Source organism: Mesorhizobium sp. Primo-A (assembly GCF_003997175.1).
Taxonomy (GTDB): Bacteria; Pseudomonadota; Alphaproteobacteria; order Rhizobiales; family Rhizobiaceae; genus Mesorhizobium; species Mesorhizobium ciceri.
The window spans coordinates 116,992-132,883 of record NZ_RZTG01000013.1 but is presented as its reverse complement, the minus strand read 5'-3'; the positions used below and the strand labels follow the sequence as shown (position 1 = coordinate 132,883).

Annotated in this window: 15 protein-coding genes and 2 tRNA genes; 10 read left to right on the top strand and 7 right to left on the bottom strand. The window is 63.7% G+C overall.

Annotated features, from left to right (window positions below; genetic code table 11):
- The first annotated feature begins 4 nt into the window (after nucleotides 1-4).
- From EOC83_RS23915 to EOC83_RS23905, 3 genes are all read left to right on the top strand, one after another.
- Nucleotides 5-448: a hypothetical protein gene (locus EOC83_RS23915; protein ID WP_063168170.1), complete on the top strand. Its 444-nt coding sequence runs from the start codon at nucleotides 5-7 to the stop codon at nucleotides 446-448.
- 91 nt (nucleotides 449-539) lie between these two features.
- Nucleotides 540-1,556 carry a TonB family protein gene (locus tag EOC83_RS23910; protein WP_342030138.1) on the top strand — a complete coding sequence of 339 codons (1,017 nt, stop codon included), beginning with the start codon at nucleotides 540-542 and terminating at the stop codon, nucleotides 1,554-1,556.
- Between the two features lie 62 nt (nucleotides 1,557-1,618).
- On the top strand, nucleotides 1,619-1,933 hold the full coding sequence (locus EOC83_RS23905; RefSeq protein WP_027039045.1) for an antibiotic biosynthesis monooxygenase: 315 nt from the start codon (nucleotides 1,619-1,621) through the stop codon (nucleotides 1,931-1,933).
- Between the two features lie 115 nt (nucleotides 1,934-2,048).
- Here the strand turns inward: EOC83_RS23905 and putA are convergent, their stop codons facing one another.
- Nucleotides 2,049-5,663, bottom strand: a complete 3,615-nt coding sequence (putA, locus tag EOC83_RS23895) for a bifunctional proline dehydrogenase/L-glutamate gamma-semialdehyde dehydrogenase PutA (protein WP_063168171.1) — start codon at nucleotides 5,661-5,663, stop codon at nucleotides 2,049-2,051.
- Nucleotides 5,664-5,826: 163 nt separating this feature from the next.
- Here putA and EOC83_RS23890 point away from each other — a divergent pair, with 163 nt between their 5' ends.
- Nucleotides 5,827-6,279 (top strand): Lrp/AsnC ligand binding domain-containing protein, encoded by a 453-nt coding sequence (locus EOC83_RS23890; RefSeq protein WP_013531233.1) that lies wholly within the window; start codon nucleotides 5,827-5,829, stop codon nucleotides 6,277-6,279.
- A gap of 1 nt (nucleotide 6,280) precedes the next feature.
- Here the strand turns inward: EOC83_RS23890 and EOC83_RS23885 are convergent, their stop codons facing one another.
- Nucleotides 6,281-7,480, bottom strand: a complete 1,200-nt coding sequence (locus EOC83_RS23885) for a cytochrome c peroxidase (protein ID WP_063168172.1) — start codon at nucleotides 7,478-7,480, stop codon at nucleotides 6,281-6,283.
- A gap of 7 nt (nucleotides 7,481-7,487) precedes the next feature.
- Entirely contained in the window at nucleotides 7,488-7,937 is a 450-nt protein-coding gene (locus EOC83_RS23880) for a FixH family protein (RefSeq protein WP_024503807.1), read from the bottom strand.
- A 152-nt stretch (nucleotides 7,938-8,089) separates the two neighbouring features.
- On the opposite strand from EOC83_RS23880, the gene EOC83_RS23875 reads away from it, so the two are divergent.
- A complete protein-coding gene (locus EOC83_RS23875) occupies nucleotides 8,090-9,010 on the top strand; it encodes a sugar kinase (protein ID WP_063168173.1) in 921 nt (306 codons plus the stop codon).
- Between the two features lie 11 nt (nucleotides 9,011-9,021).
- Here the strand turns inward: EOC83_RS23875 and EOC83_RS23870 are convergent, their stop codons facing one another.
- The 4 genes from EOC83_RS23870 to EOC83_RS32870 all read right to left on the bottom strand — a co-directional run bounded on the left by EOC83_RS23870 (nucleotide 9,022) and on the right by EOC83_RS32870 (nucleotide 13,039).
- Entirely contained in the window at nucleotides 9,022-10,044 is a 1,023-nt protein-coding gene (locus tag EOC83_RS23870; protein WP_063168174.1) for an aldose epimerase family protein, read from the bottom strand.
- 92 nt (nucleotides 10,045-10,136) lie between these two features.
- The gene (locus EOC83_RS23865) at nucleotides 10,137-11,594 is read right to left on the bottom strand and encodes an NAD-dependent succinate-semialdehyde dehydrogenase (protein ID WP_013531228.1); all 1,458 of its coding nucleotides are present in this window, start codon (nucleotides 11,592-11,594) and stop codon (nucleotides 10,137-10,139) included.
- A 190-nt stretch (nucleotides 11,595-11,784) separates the two neighbouring features.
- Nucleotides 11,785-12,735 (bottom strand): AEC family transporter, encoded by a 951-nt coding sequence (locus EOC83_RS23860; RefSeq protein WP_063168175.1) that lies wholly within the window; start codon nucleotides 12,733-12,735, stop codon nucleotides 11,785-11,787.
- A gap of 70 nt (nucleotides 12,736-12,805) precedes the next feature.
- Nucleotides 12,806-13,039, bottom strand: a complete 234-nt coding sequence (locus EOC83_RS32870; protein WP_032898557.1) for a hypothetical protein — start codon at nucleotides 13,037-13,039, stop codon at nucleotides 12,806-12,808.
- 20 nt (nucleotides 13,040-13,059) lie between these two features.
- Here EOC83_RS32870 and EOC83_RS33315 point away from each other — a divergent pair, with 20 nt between their 5' ends.
- The 5 genes from EOC83_RS33315 to EOC83_RS23835 all read left to right on the top strand — a co-directional run bounded on the left by EOC83_RS33315 (nucleotide 13,060) and on the right by EOC83_RS23835 (nucleotide 15,775).
- Complete coding sequence (locus EOC83_RS33315; RefSeq protein WP_244514304.1) at nucleotides 13,060-13,362, top strand: hypothetical protein; 303 nt, start codon at nucleotides 13,060-13,062, stop codon at nucleotides 13,360-13,362.
- On the top strand, nucleotides 13,359-13,907 hold the full coding sequence (locus EOC83_RS23850) for a histidine phosphatase family protein (protein ID WP_063168176.1): 549 nt from the start codon (nucleotides 13,359-13,361) through the stop codon (nucleotides 13,905-13,907). Before EOC83_RS33315 ends, EOC83_RS23850 begins: the two co-directional genes overlap by 4 nt.
- 227 nt (nucleotides 13,908-14,134) lie before the next feature.
- Nucleotides 14,135-14,208: transfer RNA gene (locus tag EOC83_RS23845), tRNA-Tyr, on the top strand.
- Nucleotides 14,209-14,210: 2 nt separating this feature from the next.
- A tRNA-Asn gene (locus tag EOC83_RS23840) sits at nucleotides 14,211-14,280 on the top strand.
- Nucleotides 14,281-14,632: 352 nt separating this feature from the next.
- Nucleotides 14,633-15,775 (top strand): slipin family protein, encoded by a 1,143-nt coding sequence (locus EOC83_RS23835; RefSeq protein WP_063168177.1) that lies wholly within the window; start codon nucleotides 14,633-14,635, stop codon nucleotides 15,773-15,775.
- Nucleotides 15,776-15,892: the final 117 nt, after the last annotated feature.

Genomic DNA, 15,892 nt, shown 5'->3' with positions numbered 1-15,892 from the left:
TGCCATGACGAGCTTGACGACACCCCTTCGTCTGCTGACCTCGATGCTGGCGATGTCGCTTGCGATGGTTTCGGCGTGGGCGCAAGAGTCCGCGCCGGCCCCCACGCTCACCCTGGAACTCAATGGCGCGCAACCTTCCGACAAGGGTTGCCGCCTGAGGTTCGTGGTCAACAACAATCTCGGCGCCGACCTGTCCAAGGCTGCCTTCGAGATCGCCTTGTTCAACGAGGCAGGCGTCGTCGACCGGCTGACCGTGCTCGATTTCAAGGAATTGCCGGCCGGCAAGACCAAGGTGACGCGTTTCGATCTGGCCGGCACCGAGTGCTCGAAAGTCAGCCGCGTGCTGATCAACAGCGCGACCGAATGCACCGGTACCGGCGTCGAACCGAACGCCTGCATGCGCAAGCTGAAGACGGACACCAAGACCGGTATCGCCTTCGGCGTCTGAGGTGGGACTGCATCCCGCATTCCTGCAAAACAAAACGGTGTGGCCAGCTGCCGGCCACTGCCGACTGCCGCTGCGAGCGAACGATCTTGATTTGACAATTCTGCTCTTGTCGCTGCAGGTCTCGCGGCGAGACATGCAGGATATCAGCCCCCTTTCCGAAGCCGGCGCCGAGCTGGCGATAGAGCCAACCGAGCCGCTCGCGCTGCCGCGGCCGTCGGCCTGGAACCGCAAATGGACGGCGGCGATCGTCGTCTCCTGCGCGCTCCATGCCGCCGTGGCGGCGGCTTTTCTGATCTCGCCTTCGGGGATTTCGAGTTCCCAGAATGCCGAGCAGCCGGAAGGCAGTGATCAGTCGGGCACCAACGTGGTCGGCAGCGCGCTGGACAAGGACCCGACGGCAATAAACGTTGCACTGGTGCCCAGCCCGCAACCGGCCAAACCACAGCCGGCAACGCCGCCCAAGCCGTCGCAGCCAACGGAGGCCTCCCAACCTGCCGCGGAAGCGGCAAAGCCGCCGCTCAAGCCTTTGCCGGAACCTGTCAAACCGCAGGCGGTCACCCCGGACATACTGGTGGCCGGCGCCCCTCGCCCCGATGATCAGAGCGTGGCTCCCAAGACCGAAGCGCCGGCACAGCCGACCGTTCAGCCCAGGAGCACCGAGACGCCTGTCGCCGTTCCAGAACAGCCGCCGATCCCCAGCGCGAGGCCCAGTCCGGCAGCTGCCCAGTCAAAGACGGCGGATGAGAAGCGCGGCACGGCGGATGGCCAGGACCTGTCGGCGCAAGCGGCCAGCAAGGGCAAAAGGCAAAACGAGGCAGGCACTGCCGCGGAAGATAACTACCGCGGCGATGTCTTTAGAAAGCTCGGCAGCGTCAATCGCACTCTGCCGCCGTCCCTACAACTGGCGGCACGCAACAATGCGGTTGTTAAATTCGTCATAGGCAGGAAGGGCAACATAAATAAGTTGCGCATCCTGGAGACCTCAGGGTCGGCGGCTTTCGATCAGGCGGCGCTTGGCATTATCCGCAAAGCAGCCCCCTTCCCTTCGATTCCACCACAGGCAGCAAGCGCAAGTTTGGAGTTCGAGACCGAAATCGGCCCATTTTGAATGTGCGCAGAACAAAACGCTGCGGCCGCAAATCATCAACATCCCTGTGAGAGGAAACCACCATGTACATCGCCATGAACCGCTTCAAGGTGCAGACCGGCTCGGAGAACGATTTCGAAGCCGTGTGGAAGAACCGCGATTCCAGCCTTGCGGAGATGAAGGGGTTCCGCGAATTCCACCTGCTGCGAGGCCCGGTCAACGAGACCGAAGGCTACACGCTGTTTGCATCGCACACCGTGTGGGCGAGCCACGATGATTTCATCGCCTGGACCAAGTCCGAGAATTTCCGCGCTGCCCACAGGAATGTCGGCACGACGAAGGTCCACTATCTCGGCCACCCCCAGTTCGAGGGTTTTTCGGTCGTCGAAGGCGCGTAATGCATGTCGCTCAAAAGTGGTCCCGGTTTTGGGACAACGACATGCATAAACCGAAAGAGATAGAGCCATTCACCGTTTCCACGAAACGGTGAATGGCTCTATCGACCGGCCGGAGTCAGGCTCCGGCCAGCAAGGTCGCATTGCCGCCCGCGGCGGTGGTGTCGACGCAGACGGCCCGCTCATGTGCATAAGCCGCCGGGTTCAACACTTCGCTGACCAGCGGCACGATCGGGCCTGAGCGATCAGCGATAACCCTGCGCACGATGCGCGCGGCCTCTGGCGTGCCGGAAAAAGCAACGATATCGACGCGCAGCGAGCGTGCCTCGACCGGATCAGGCCGCCCGTCGATGACGGCCAGTGGGAGGCCCTTGCCGGTCAGAGCGGAAAGGGCCGCCGGTGCACCCGGTGCAACGGCCAGCACGGCGTTGCCGGCGGCGAGCGCCTGGATCGTCTGCGCCAGCAGCGTATCACCATCGGGACCAAGGCACAGCACCCGTCCACGTGGCGACAGCGAGAGCGTGTTGGCTTCGCCGGTCGGCCCGGGCAGGTCGACCTGGCCGAAATCGATGCCGGCGGCCGCACCAATGGCCGCAGCACCCTTGCCGCGCAGATGCTTCCTCAGAATGGCGATCCGGTCCGGACGCGTCGACCAGCCGCCAAGTGTGGGATCAGGCAGATTGTCGGCAAGCTCGGTCGCCGTGACCTTGTGGCCATCCTGCACATGGGTGCCGGCCTCCGGCCCCTTGCGGAAGCGGCGGAGATAGTGCGGACCGCCGGCCTTCGGCCCGGTGCCGGAAAGCCCCTCGCCGCCAAACGGCTGCGAACCGACGACGGCGCCGATCTGGTTGCGGTTGACATAGATGTTGCCGGCATGGATGCCATCGACGAAATGCTGCACGCGGCCCTCGATGCGGGTGTGCAGGCCGAAGGTCAGGCCATAACCCTTGCGGTTGATGGCGGCGATGACGGCGTCGATCTGGTCGGCGTCGAAACTGGCGACATGCAGCACCGGCCCGAACACCTCGCGCTCCATGTCCTCGATACCCTTGACCCGGAAGACATGCGGCGCGACGAAGCGACCTTCCCTGGGCGCCTCGAGCTTGGCGATCAGCCTGCCCTGCAGGCCCATCTTCGTGCAATACTCGCGGATCGAGCTTTGCGCCTCGTCGTCGATAACCGGGCCGACATCGGTCGAAATCCGCCAGGGATCGCCGACGTTGAGCGCCTCCATGGCGCCCTTCAGCATCTCCAGCATCTTCTTCTCGACGTCCTTCTGCACGTAGAGTACGCGCAGCGCCGAGCAGCGCTGGCCGGCACTCTGGAAGGCGGAGGCGAGGATATCGCGCACCGCCTGTTCGGGCAGCGCGGTGGAATCGACGATCATGGCGTTGAGGCCGCCGGTCTCGGCGATCAGCATGGCGTCGGGCGCGGCCGTCCCGGCCAGCTGCTTCTCGATCAGCTTGGCAACCTCGGTCGAACCTGTGAAGCAGACGCCAGCGATGCGCGGATCGGCGGTGAGCGGCCCGCCGACCGATGGGCCGTCGCCAGGGAGCAACTGGATGACGTCTTCCGGCACGCCGGCCTCGCGCAGCAGTTCGACGGCGCGGAAGGCGATCAGCGGCGTCTGCTCGGCCGGCTTGGCGATCACCGAATTGCCGGTAACGAGCGCTGCCGCGATCTGGCCGGTGAAGATGGCGAGCGGGAAATTCCACGGCGAAATGCAGACGATGGCGCCGCGCGCTTGCGTGCCCACCTCGGCATTGGCCGCCTCGGTGGCGTAGTAGCGCAGGAAGTCGACCGCTTCGCGCACCTCGGCGACGCCGTCGGCCAGCGATTTGCCGGCCTCGCGGGTGGCGAGTGCAAAGAACTCGACGGCATTGGCCTCATAGAGATCGGCGGCCCGGTTGAGGATGGCGGCGCGCTCGGCGACGGGACGCTTCGCCCAGGCCGGTTGCGCTTCCACCGCGAAGCGCACGGCGGTCGCGACTTGCTTGGCAGCTGCTTCGCTGACCGTGCCGACCACTTCGGAAGGCTTTGCCGGGTTGACGATCGGACGCTGCTTGCCATAGCCGGCGGCCCGCGTAATCGGCTTGGCATGCCAGCGATCCGGCCCGGCGAAGGCCGCCCTGGCCTTGTCGATCGCCGCCAGCGTCACCGTGTCGGTGATGTCGAATCCTTTCGAATTGCGACGCCCGGCTCCAAAAATCTGGGAAGGCCGGGCAATCGCCGGATTGGCTGCCGGACCCTGGCTTTCGACCGTCTCGAGCGGATCGCGCGCAATGTCCTCCGGCTCGACATCCTCATCGGTCAGCTGGTGCACGAAGGAGGAGTTGGCGCCGTTCTCCAGCAGCCGGCGCACCAGATAGGCCAGCAGATCGGAATGCGCTCCGACCGGTGCATAGATACGGCAGCGCGTGCCTTCGGACCGTCGCACCGTCTCGTGCAGCGCCTCGCCCATGCCGTGCAGGCGCTGGAACTCGAAGGAATCGCGGTTATTATCAGCCATCGACAGGATGGCGGCGACGGTGTGGGCATTGTGGGTGGCGTACTGCGGGTAGATGCGGTCGGTCATGCCAAGCAGCTTCTTGGCGCAAGCCATGTAGGAGACGTCGGTGTTGGCCTTGCGGGTGAAGACGGGATAGCCGGTGAGTCCCAACGTCTGCCCCCGCTTGATCTCGGTGTCCCAATAGGCGCCCTTGACCAGCCGAACCATGATGTTGCGGTCGTATTTCTTGGCCAGCGCATAGAGCCAGTCGATGGCGAAGGCCGCGCGTGGCCCATACGCCTGCACCACCACGCCAAACCCGTTCCAGCCGGCAAGTTCCGGCTCGGCCAGCACCCGCTCGATGACGTCGAGCGATAGATCGAGGCGGTCGGCCTCCTCGGCATCGATGTTGAGACCCATGCGCGAATGGCGCGCGGCCAGCGCCAGCGACAAAAGCCGCTCGGCCATCACAGGCAGCATCTCGTCCTTCTGCGCCACCTCGTAACGCGGATGCAGCGCCGAAAGCTTGACCGAGATGCCGTGGTTCTGCCTGATGTCAGGACCGTTGGAGCCGGAATCGAGCGACGAAATCGCGTCAGCATAGGCCTTGTGATAGCGCAAGGCGTCGGCCTCGGTGCGGGCCGCCTCGCCCAGCATGTCGAAAGAATAGAGATAACCCTTCTGGGTCATCGGCCGGCCGCGCTTGACGGCTTCAGTGATGGTGCGGCCGAGCACGAACTGCTCGCCCATCTCGCGCATGGCGGCGGCCACCGCCTTGCGGATGACCGGCTCGCCCAGCCGCCGCACCATAGAACGCAGCGTGCCCTCGATGCCGCCCTCGCCTTCGTCGAGGACGCGGCCGGTCAGCATCAGCGCCCAGGTCGAGGCGTTGACGAAGATGGAGCTCGAACCGCCCGAATGCGCCGACCAGTCGTGCGGCGCGATCTTGTCGGCGATGAGGTCGTCCATCGTCTCGGTATCGGGCACGCGCAGCAGTGCCTCGGCCAGGCACATCAGCGCCACGCCTTCCTTGGTGGAGAGACCGTACGCGGAGAGGAAGACTTCCATCAGCCTTGGATCCGACGAGCCGCGCACCGCGCGCACCAGATCGGCGGCGCGAGCCGAGATCGCCTTGCGGTCTTTCCCGGAGAGCCCCGTCGCCTCGGCAAGCCGCTTCACGGCCTCGTCTTCGTCGGGCAGGTAGTTGGCGCGGATCTGCTGGCGGATGGCATCGAGCGCTGGCATGGCGGTCCCGTGGATCGAGCAAAGGGGATCGGGCCGGCGGTCACCGGACCGAATGGCGCAAGCTAGCACAAGTGCAAAATTTCGGCCGGTCCAAAGAAATCGACATTGCAGGTCATTCGATCTATCCTAGCGGCATATAATTGACATTTGGACTGCGATTTCGATGACAGAAGACCAATTGGACCGCATAGATCGGAATATCCTGGCCGCACTTGCAAGCGATGGCCGGCTTTCCATGTCAGAACTAGCCGCAAAGGTCGGCCTGTCGAAGACGCCGGTGCAGGCGCGGGTGAAGCGGCTTGAGAAGGACGGCTATATCAGAGGCTACCAGGCGATCGTCGACCGCGAGCGCATGGGCGAAGGCCATGTCGCATTCGTCCAGGTGAAATTGTCCGACACCAGATCCGCCGCGCTCGACGCCTTCAACCGGTCCGTACAGGCTGTGCCGGAGATCGAACAGTGCCACATGATGGCATCGAGCTTCGATTATCTGCTGAAAGTCCGCACCAGGGACATCGCCGCCTACCGCCGCGTCCTCGGCGAGCGCATCTCGGCCCTGCCCCATGTCGCCCAGACCTCGACCTTTGTGGCGATGGAGACCGTGAAGGATCGGTAGATCACTCCGAAAGCGTCTTCAAGAACGCCACCAGAGCAGCGCGTTCTCGGTCTGAAAGCTCCAACGGGTGAACCTCTGATACCCCTTCGACGCTGGGCGCGGCCTTCGCATAGTGCGCCACGACCTCGTCGAGCGACGAAAACTGCCCGGCATGCATATAGGGCGGTCGCGTTGCCGCACCGCGCAGAGACGGCGTCTTGTAGGCGCGGATGAGTTGTGGCGCATTCTTGACCATGAAGCGCAGTTCGCCGCAGGCGGCAACCTCGCCGTCCCGATAGGCGCCAAGGCAGTTGAACGGGTCGGCCTCGACTTGGTGCACGGCATCGATGCGGCCGCGATCCGGCGGCAGGCCCGCAACAGGCGGCACGCCGGTGTTGTGAAAGCTGTTGTCGGTGAAGCGCGGGCCGTTGTGACAGGTCACGCAATTGGCCTTGCCGATGAACAGTTTAAGCCCAAGGATTTCTTGTTTGGAAAAGACAGCATCGCCCTTCGGCTCGGCACCGGTGGCGAGGTCCAGCGCAAAGCGGTCGAAGCGCGCTGGCGTGGGCGCGATCGAGCGTTCGAAGGCGGCAATCGCCTTGCCGATATTGACGAAGACACCGTTGATGGCGTCGCGCTGCGCGCTGCTCATGGCATTCCAGGCTGCTTTCTCGGCATCGTTTCCAAGTGGGCTGGCATTCAACGGCATGCCGGAAAAATCGGGCAGCGGCCCAAAAATGCGCTCATAGCGCTCGCCGAAGCGCGCCTTGATGTAATGCGCGTAGGCAGCGCGGTTTCCCGCCTGCTCCAGTGGATTTTCGAGCGGCGTCAACGCTTGCGCCCACAGGCTGTCGCGACGGCCATCCCAGAAGAACCAGGGATCGTGCGCCACGCCGGCCAGCGGCATGGTGCGCCGGTTGGTGTGGCCGACGCCGACCGCCTGCGGCAGGTCGTCCTGGAACTGGCGGTCGATCTTGTGGCAGGTCGAACAGGATACCGACCCGTCACCGCTCATGCCCTGATCGAAGAACAGCGTCGAGCCGAGTGCGGCGGCGGCCGGCACGTCGGCAAAACGATTGGTGGTGTCGGCCTTGAGCGCCGGCAGCGACGACAGCGCCAGCGAAGCGATAGTCTTCTTTTCTGCGTCGGAAAAATCAGGCTTGCCGCAGCCCACGAGGACGACGGCGACCATCAGCGCCAGAAAGCGGAAAAGGCGCTTCATCGATCGCTCACAGCACCACGTTGAACAGTACGGTATCGGAGCCGGCGCCGGATGAGATGGCGAAACGAAGTTGCCACCAGCCGCTCATGGTGAATTTCAGCCCCTCGATGCGGTAACGGCCTTCGCCCAGGTAATCGGTGACCTGCGGGCTGGTCGGCAGGCCGTGATTGTGTTGCGGCATGCCGCCGGAGATGGCGATCGCGGCGCGCTCCACCGAAGCCCCTGTCTTTGTCTTCAGGGTCAGCAGCCAGGATTCCAGTTCGCCCTGCCGCACCACGCCCCGTTCCGGCACGAAACTCGCCACGTACAGCCCGTTGTCGGTTTTCTTCGTCCGCGCGACATCCGGGCCGGCTGGCAGCGACGAACGCGGCGCCGTCAGGAAGACGACCGCGAGAATGCCGACCAGCAAGGCAGCCAGACCAAGACCCGCCAGAAGATAACGCCATATCGATGCCAAACCGGTTCCTCTTCTGCAGACAACGCTCTGCCGAACGGATCGCATCCCGCCAGCCTGTGGGAAAACGCTGTGGCGGAAAAAACCCTGCTTGCCAAGCATGGCGCTGCCGATGGCAAAAAGCTACAGCACCGGGAAGCACTGGAGGATTGTAGATGGCGGGAACCGGCGTCGCCTCGATCGGCGAATGCATGCTCGAACTGTCGGGCCAGACCGGACCGAACTGGCGCATGGGCTTTGCCGGCGACACGTTCAACACGCTGTGGGCGCTGCACGCGCTGAGCACTGAGCGGCCGGCAACCTATGTCTCGGCCTTCGGCGACGATCCGTTCTCGCAAGCCCAGATCGATTTCTTAGGCCAGAACGGCATCGGCATCGGCTCCAGCCCGATCATAGCGGGCGCACGGCCTGGCCTCTATGCCATCACGCTGACCGGGGCCGAGCGTTCCTTCACCTACTGGCGCGGCGACGCCGCCGCGCGGCAGCTCGCCTCAGACCCGGTTGCATTGTCGGAAAACCTGGTAAATCAGGCGCTTGTCTATTTTTCCGGAATCACTTTGGCAATTCTGGATGAGGCCGCGCGCGCCGTATTGCTGGCGGCTGTCGCCAAGGCGCGCTCGGCCGGTTCACTTGTCGCCTTCGATCCCAACTACCGGCCGCGGCTTTGGCGCAATCGCGAGGATGCACAGGCAGCGATCGTCGAAGCCCTTGCCGCCACCGACATCGCATTGCCGACTTTCCCCGACGAGCAGATGCTGTTTGGCGATGCAACACCGCAAGCGACCGCAAAGCGACTCAGGCAACTGGTTAGCGAGGTCGTCGTCAAGAACGGCGAGCAGCCCGCCCTGATTGCCCAAGGAGAAACACTACGCGAAGTCCCGGCGATCCATGTCGCCGCCCCCGCCGATACGACCGGCGCCGGCGATTCGTTCAACGGCGGCTATCTTGCGGCTCGTCTTGCCGGCCACGACCCGCAGGAAGCCGCGCGCCGTGCGCATCGTGTCGCCGCCGCCGTGGTGCAAGTGCGCGGCGCGCTGGCGCCGTTCGAGACGCTGCGGGCGGCTTTCGAAGGCTAAGGTCGGAAAAACTAGGGCAGGCGGAACCTGTATTCCGTGACGTGGTGGTAGATCGCGCCCGGCCACAGCGTTGCTTGCGGGAAATAAGGCCGGTTCGGCGCGTCCGGCCAAATCTGCGGCTCCAGGCAGAAGCCGCAAAAGGCCTTGTAGTTCCGCCCTTCCAGCCCGGTGCGCGGCGTCACATACTGGCCGGTATAGAGCTGGACGCCGGGCTCGGTGGTCCAGACCTCCATCTCGACACCGGAACTGGCGCCTTGCGTCCATGCCGCCTGCTTGAGCGGCCCGCGTGCCGAAGCAAGGCAGAAATTCTGGTCGTAGGGCAGTTGATCACCCTCGGTTTCCATGCGCAGCGGCCGCGCCTGGCGGAAATCGAATGGCGTGCCGTCAACCGGCTTGACCACGCCTGTGGGGATCATGTCGCCATCGACCGGCAGGTAGGCGCCGGCATTCAGCATCATCCTGTGGTCGAGAATGTCGCCTGCGCCGCCATCATCCAGGTTGAAATAGGAATGCTGGGTGAGATTGCACAGCGTCGGCTCCTCGCAGGTGGCGGTCAGCTCGACGCTGAGCGTGCCGGGGATCTTCAGCCGGTAGGTGCAGGTGACGTCGAGCGCGCCGGGAAAACCCATCGTGCCGTCGGGATCGTGCAGCGTCAGCGTGACGAAATCCCTGCCATGCAAGGAAACCGTCCACGGCCGGTGGGAGTAACCTTGCGAGCCGCCATGCAGCGTATGCTTGTCGAGGAAGTTTTGCTCGGTCTGGTAGCGGCTGCCGCCAATGGTGAAGCGGCCGTCGCGGATGCGGTTGGCATAGCGGCCGACGACCGCACCGAAGAAGGCCGTATCCGTCTCGTAGCCTTCCAGACTGTCATAGCCGAGCACCAGCGGAGCATCGTGCCCGGTCAGGCGCAAATCCTGGATGATCGCGCCCAGACCGATGATGTTGGCTGTGATGCCGCCGCCCCTGATCGTGAAGCGACGCACCTGCTCGCCAGCCTGCGTCGTGCCGAAAACCTCGCCGTCCTTCATCGCCATGCCCGTAAATGCCAGTTGATCCAGAAGACTTCGGCTGGTTTTTCCATGAGAGATGGGCAGGCCATCGGCCTCCCCATCCCAGGGATAGCCTATCAGAGGCCGAGGCCGCCGATGCAGACATATTTGGTGTCGAGATAATCCTCGATGCCCTGATGCCCGCCTTCCTTGCCGAGGCCGGATTCCTTGACGCCGCCGAACGGCGCCTCCGGCGTGGTGATGAGGCCTTCATTGACCCCGACCATGCCGTATTTCAGCCCTTCCATCACTCGGAAGGCGCGGCCGAGGTCACCGGTGTAGAAGTAGCAGGCAAGGCCGAATTCGGTGTCGTTGGCGAGGGCGACGGCTTCCTCTTCGGTCTCGAACTTGAACACCGGTGCGACCGGGCCAAAGATCTCTTCCTTCATGAAGCGCATCTTGGGTGTCGCGTTGGCGATGACCGTCGGCTGGAAGAACGAACCGCCGAGCGCATGGCGCTTGCCGCCGGCAACGATCTTGCCGCCCTTTGATGTGGCGTCGGCGATCAGTTCCTCGACCTTCTCGACCGCCTTCTCGTCGATCAGCGGCCCCTGCTGCACGCCGTCCTCGAGGCCGGAGCCGACCTTCAGCGCGTTGCTGGCGGCAGCGAGCTTCTCGACGAACTTGTCATAGACACCTGCCTGGACAAGGAAGCGGTTGGTGCAAACGCAGGTCTGGCCGGAATTGCGGTACTTGGCGGTGATGGCGCCGGCGACGGCACGCTCGAGGTCGGCGTCGTCGAAAACGATGAACGGCGCGTTGCCGCCGAGTTCCATCGACACCTTCTTGACGGTGACCGACGACTTCTGGATGAGAAGCTTGCCGACCTCGGTCGAGCCGGTGAAAGTGATCTTCGACACCAGCGGATTGGCGCAGATCTCGTCGCCGATCTCGCTGGCCGAACCGGTCAGGATGTTGACGACGCCCTTGGGGAAACCGACTTCCTCTGCGAGCGCGCCCCAGGCGAGACCCGAATACGGCGTCTGCGACGCAGGCTTGACCACGGCGGTGCAGCCGGCGGCGAGCGCCGGGCCGAGCTTGCGGGCCAGCATCGAGGACGGAAAATTCCACGGCGTGATGGCGGCGATGACGCCAACCGGCTCCTTGGTCACCAGGATGCGGCGGTCCGCCCATGGCGAGGGCACGACGTCGCCATAGGTGCGGCGACCTTCCTCGGCGAACCACAATATGTAGGACGCGGCCGAGCCGATCTCCCCCTTCGATTCGAACAGCGACTTGCCCTGCTCGATGGTCAGCAGTTCGGCCAGTACGTCCTGATTGTCCATCATCGCGTCGTGCAGCTTGCGCAGCAGCTTCGAGCGCTCGAGCGCGGTCGTCTTGCGCCAGGTCTTGAAAGCTTCCGCGGCGGCTTCGATGGCGCGGCGGGTCTCGGCCTTGCCCGACTTCGGCACGGTGCCGATCTTGAGACCGGTGGCAGGGTTGTTGACGTCGACCGTCTGGCCGCTGTCGGCCTGCACCCATTCGCCATTGATGAGATTGGCCTGCCGCATGAAATGGCTGGTTTTCTGAAGCATGCTATCCTCCGTTCGGCGCCCTGACGGGCGGGTCTGTGAAATCTTCGGTGCGCGTGCGCCATGGACTGAGGCCGGCACGCCGGAGCCACTGCTCTTTACCGAGGGCAAGGCACGCAAGCAATCGCAAGATGGCATATAGGGCTTGGGCCAGAGCGAGACGAGAGCAGGCTGACGTGCTTACACCGATGCCTTACCCGAAAACGTACAAGACAACAGTCAGCCAGAACGCGGTGGTGACGGCGGCGCAGGCCGTGGCGAGGGTCATCTGGTTCGACGCCAGCGCCTGGCCGGTGTTGAACTGCACCGCGATCAGATAGGAATTGACGCCGGATGGCATCGCGGCCACCATCACCGCCACCTTGGCCGTCAAGGGCGGCATGCCGAGCAACCAGACGAAGACCAGCACCAGCGCCGGCATCAGGAACAGCTTCAGCACCGAAAGCGCCAACGCCGGCCGGACATTGCCCGATATGCCGAAACGGCGCAGGCTGAGCCCCATGGCGAACAGCGCCACTGGCCCGGCAGTGCCAGCCAGCGTATCGACCAGCCGCGTGGCAAGGTTCGGCAGCGGCGCGCCGGTTAGGCGCCAGGCCAGCCCGGCCAGGATACCGATGATCAGGGGATTGGTGAACAGTCTTCTCAGAAAGCTCTGGACGATGCGCAGCAGGTGTACGGGCTCACTGCCACCGCGGCCAAATATCTCGAACATGATGATCGAAGCCATCATCATGGTCGGCAGATGCACGGAAACGAGCAGCGACAGCACTTCGAATCCCCTCGACCCGAATACGCCGAGAACGAAGGGAATGCCCAGCAGCACCACATTCGAGAAGGACGACGACACTCCACCGACGATGCCTGCGCGTGCGTCCCGCCCGAAGATCCGCGTCGTCACCAGATGGCCGGCAGCCCATGTCATTGCAACCGCCGTGAAGTAAGCGCCCCACAGCGGCCAAGGCGCCACGCCATGGAAGTCGGACTTCACCATCGTCTGGAACAGCAGCAGCGGCATCGCCACGTTGATGGCAAATTCCGAAATCCCCTCGCCGCTCGCCGGCTTCAGATAGCCGGTGAGCCCGGCGAGGTAGCCGAGCGCGACAAGGCTGAAGACGAAAAGAACGGTTTCGGTGAGCGGAGACATTTTTACCGTGAGGGGCGGGTTCCCCGTGATAGGCGAGCCAGGACCGCGACGCAATCGCGCCTGAATTTGATCATCGTCGGCTGGCAGCGTTATAGAGGGCTTGGATCATCAGGGCGGACACGAACGACAAATGGCCTTTGTCCGACTCTCGAACCTCAGTCTTTTGCAGCGGGCATGGCTGACGGCTTTCGTCGCCGCACTGCTTTGTCTTGCCGCGACCGCGCTTGCAGTTGCCGAGACGAAAAGCGACGCGCGCAGCGTCACCGATCGAGGCCGCATTCACGGCGACGCTGAAGGTATTCACCAGGGAAGCCTTCCGATGCAATGGCCTTCGCGCAGAACAATCTCGGGGATGTCAGCTGGAATCGGGCCAGCTATGGCGGCGGCAAGGCCGAATATCAAAAGGCGATCGGATTCTTCGAGAACGCCAAGCAGCGCTTTAGCGAAGCCGGCTACACCAGCCATCCCTCTCACCGACCAGAAGGTCGATCTGGTGAAGAAGCAGATGGCGAAGAAGTAGGTCTACGCTTCCCGCCGACCGCGCCTTGTCTTTCGGCCGGCTTTACCGTCCCTATATGTCCTGCCACCGGAACCCCTTGCCGGGAACCGCAGAAGGATAGCGGATGATTCGATTTGCCTTGGCGTTGTTCCTGCTTGTTGTTCCCAGCGTGGCGCACGCCACGGATGCAGGCTGGGCGCTGCTGCGCGACGGCGGACACGTCGTGCTGCTGCGCCATGCCATGGTCACCGGCACCACCGATCCGGCCAATTTCGACATCGACAGCTGCGCCACCCAGATGAACCTGTCGGCGCGCGGCAAGCAGCAGGCGAGCAAGATCGGCGCTCTGTTTGCCGCTCGGGCGGCACCGATCGAGCGCGTGCTGTCCAGCCGCTATTGCCGCTGCCTCGACACCGCCCGCATCGCCTTCGAGACCGACCCGGAACTCTTTGCACCGCTCGATCTCCTGAAAGGCGACGAGACGCAGAAGGCCGCGCAGATCGCTGCGATCCTGAAGGAAATCCGCGTCTATTCCGGCTCCGACAATCTGGTCATGGTCACCCATCTGGAAGACATCGTGGCACTGACCGGCATCTCACCGCGCGAAGGTGAGGCCGTCGTCGTCGAGCCGCAAGGCGATGGCCTGCGCGTGCTCGGCCGCGTCACCTTCTGAGCGTGCTGCGCGATCGCTGACGCCGAAAGCGGTGTTGCTGAAATGCCACCGTTGAAAGAAGCCGCAAATTCGCCGTGACAATGCCGCTTGCGACAACCCGTCGCAGGGGCTATAGGCGCGCTCCCGGTCACGAGAACCGAAGCGAGCACAACGGTTGGAGCTTTCGTCTCCGCCCGTGCAGGCGGCATTGCCGCCCTGTATACGGCGCCGCTTTGGGGATTGGGATCGCGGATGTAGCTCAACTGGGAGAGCGCCGGACATAATCCGGAGGTTGTGGGTTCGAGTCCCTTCATCTGCACCACGGATAGCTCAGTTTGGTTAGAGCATCAGATTGTTAATCTGACTGTCGAAGGTTCGATTCCTTCTCCATTGGCCTTGAAAAGCCATCCGAAAAACGGTCCGGGGACTGGAATGCGAAAGACTGGACGGGTGACCCAAGCCTTCGGGCGCGGATCATCTCAAGCGTCTTTCGCCATCGGCTCGCGGCCAGGCCCGCGGTGACGATCAAGGCGCGGTGTCGCCGGCAAGGGAGGCTAAGGCCTCCTGCGCCCGCTTCGCTGCCCCGCGATCCGCTCCCGAAGGCCCGCCACGGCTCGATGCCACCAGTCCCCGGATCATTCGTGCCCGGGCTACGACGCAAGAGACGACGTGAAACGAGAAACGAAGGGAAGATCGACGCATGACGTGACGCCTCGCATGGGGCCATGCCCGACAGGAGTAAGACAATGACCATTCTCGACAAGGTTCTTGGACGCGAGCGCGTCCTCGTAAAGGAAAACGAACGTGCCCTCGCCCTCCACAAGGGGGAGATCAAGGCTGTCCTGCTGCCGGGCGAGCACTGGCTCGCCAACCGGCGCGGCAGCCTCGAAGTGTCTCGGCACGATCTGAAGAACCCGGAATTCGTTTCGGCATACGAGAAGGCGTTGTTCGACAAGCTTCCGGATGTGGCCGCGCGTCATTTCACCGTCGTTCGCACCGGGCGCACGGATGTCGCCGTCATCGAGCGTGACGGCAATCTGCACGCCGTGCTGGCACCGGACCGCAAGCTCGTGCTGTGGACGGATGCCGGCCCGTGGAAGGTGACGCTGATCGACACGTCAGTCGATCTCGCCATCGATGCGGCGATCATGCGCCGGCTCGGCCAGGCCCGGAAGGCGGAATTGATGTCCGTCCATCCGGTCGTCGATGGTCAGGCCGGACTGCTGTTCATCGACGGTGTCCTGGTCAGGACGCTGACGGCGGGCGTGCATGGCTTCTGGAACGTCGGACGCATGGTGCAGATCAAGGTCGTCGACCTCAAGCGCCAGTCGCTCGACGTTGCCGGGCAGGAAGTGCTGACCAAGGATCGCGTGACGATCCGCGTCAACATCGCAGCCGAATACCGGGTCGTCGATCCGGTCAAGGCGGTCAGCATGGTGAAGGACTTCTCCGAAGCCCTCTACCGCGCCCTGCAATATGCCTTCCGCAAGACGCTTGGCGCGCTGACACTCGATCAGATCCTCGAAAAGAAGGTGACGATCGATGAGGAAGCGGCAGCCAAGGTCCGCGCCGACATGGCCGAGATCGGCGTGGAGGTCAGCGATATCGCGCTCAAGGATGTCATCCTGCCGGGCGAGATGCGCGAGATCCTCAACCAGGTGGTGTCGGCCGAAAAGCAGGCCGAGGCCAACATCATCCGTCGCCGCGAGGAGACGAACGCGACCCGTTCCCTCCTCAACACGGCCAGGGTGATGGCGGAAAACCCGGTGATGCTGCGGCTGAAGGAGCTCGAGGCGCTGGAAACCATCGCCGGCAAGGTCGAGCGGCTGACCGTCCACAACGGAACGGGCGGGCTGCTGAACGATCTGGTCAAGCTTCGCGACAGCTGATGCATGTCGCCAAAAGTGTTCCGCTTTTGGAAAAACGACACGCATCGAAATAAGGCTGACGTTGCGTCAACAGAAGGGCCGCCGGGTAAACCGGCGGCCCTTCTTGCGTTTCGAAGG

What these genes read in the sequence shown, in the direction of transcription:
- EOC83_RS23890 (WP_013531233.1), top strand. Translation starts at nt 5,827, where the DNA reads ATGACAGAAGACCAATTGGACCGCATAGATCGGAATATCCTGGCCGCA.
- EOC83_RS23885 (WP_063168172.1), bottom strand. Translation starts at nt 7,480, where the DNA reads ATGAAGCGCCTTTTCCGCTTTCTGGCGCTGATGGTCGCCGTCGTCCTC.
- EOC83_RS23870 (WP_063168174.1), bottom strand. Translation starts at nt 10,044, where the DNA reads ATGGCGATGAAGGACGGCGAGGTTTTCGGCACGACGCAGGCTGGCGAG.
- EOC83_RS33315 (WP_244514304.1), top strand. Translation starts at nt 13,060, where the DNA reads ATGGCCTTCGCGCAGAACAATCTCGGGGATGTCAGCTGGAATCGGGCC.
- EOC83_RS23905 (WP_027039045.1), top strand. Translation starts at nt 1,619, where the DNA reads ATGTACATCGCCATGAACCGCTTCAAGGTGCAGACCGGCTCGGAGAAC.
- EOC83_RS23835 (WP_063168177.1), top strand. Translation starts at nt 14,633, where the DNA reads ATGACCATTCTCGACAAGGTTCTTGGACGCGAGCGCGTCCTCGTAAAG.
- EOC83_RS23915 (WP_063168170.1), top strand. Translation starts at nt 5, where the DNA reads ATGACGAGCTTGACGACACCCCTTCGTCTGCTGACCTCGATGCTGGCG.
- EOC83_RS23860 (WP_063168175.1), bottom strand. Translation starts at nt 12,735, where the DNA reads ATGTCTCCGCTCACCGAAACCGTTCTTTTCGTCTTCAGCCTTGTCGCG.
- EOC83_RS23865 (WP_013531228.1), bottom strand. Translation starts at nt 11,594, where the DNA reads ATGCTTCAGAAAACCAGCCATTTCATGCGGCAGGCCAATCTCATCAAT.
- putA (WP_063168171.1), bottom strand. Translation starts at nt 5,663, where the DNA reads ATGCCAGCGCTCGATGCCATCCGCCAGCAGATCCGCGCCAACTACCTG.
- EOC83_RS23875 (WP_063168173.1), top strand. Translation starts at nt 8,090, where the DNA reads ATGGCGGGAACCGGCGTCGCCTCGATCGGCGAATGCATGCTCGAACTG.
- EOC83_RS23850 (WP_063168176.1), top strand. Translation starts at nt 13,359, where the DNA reads ATGATTCGATTTGCCTTGGCGTTGTTCCTGCTTGTTGTTCCCAGCGTG.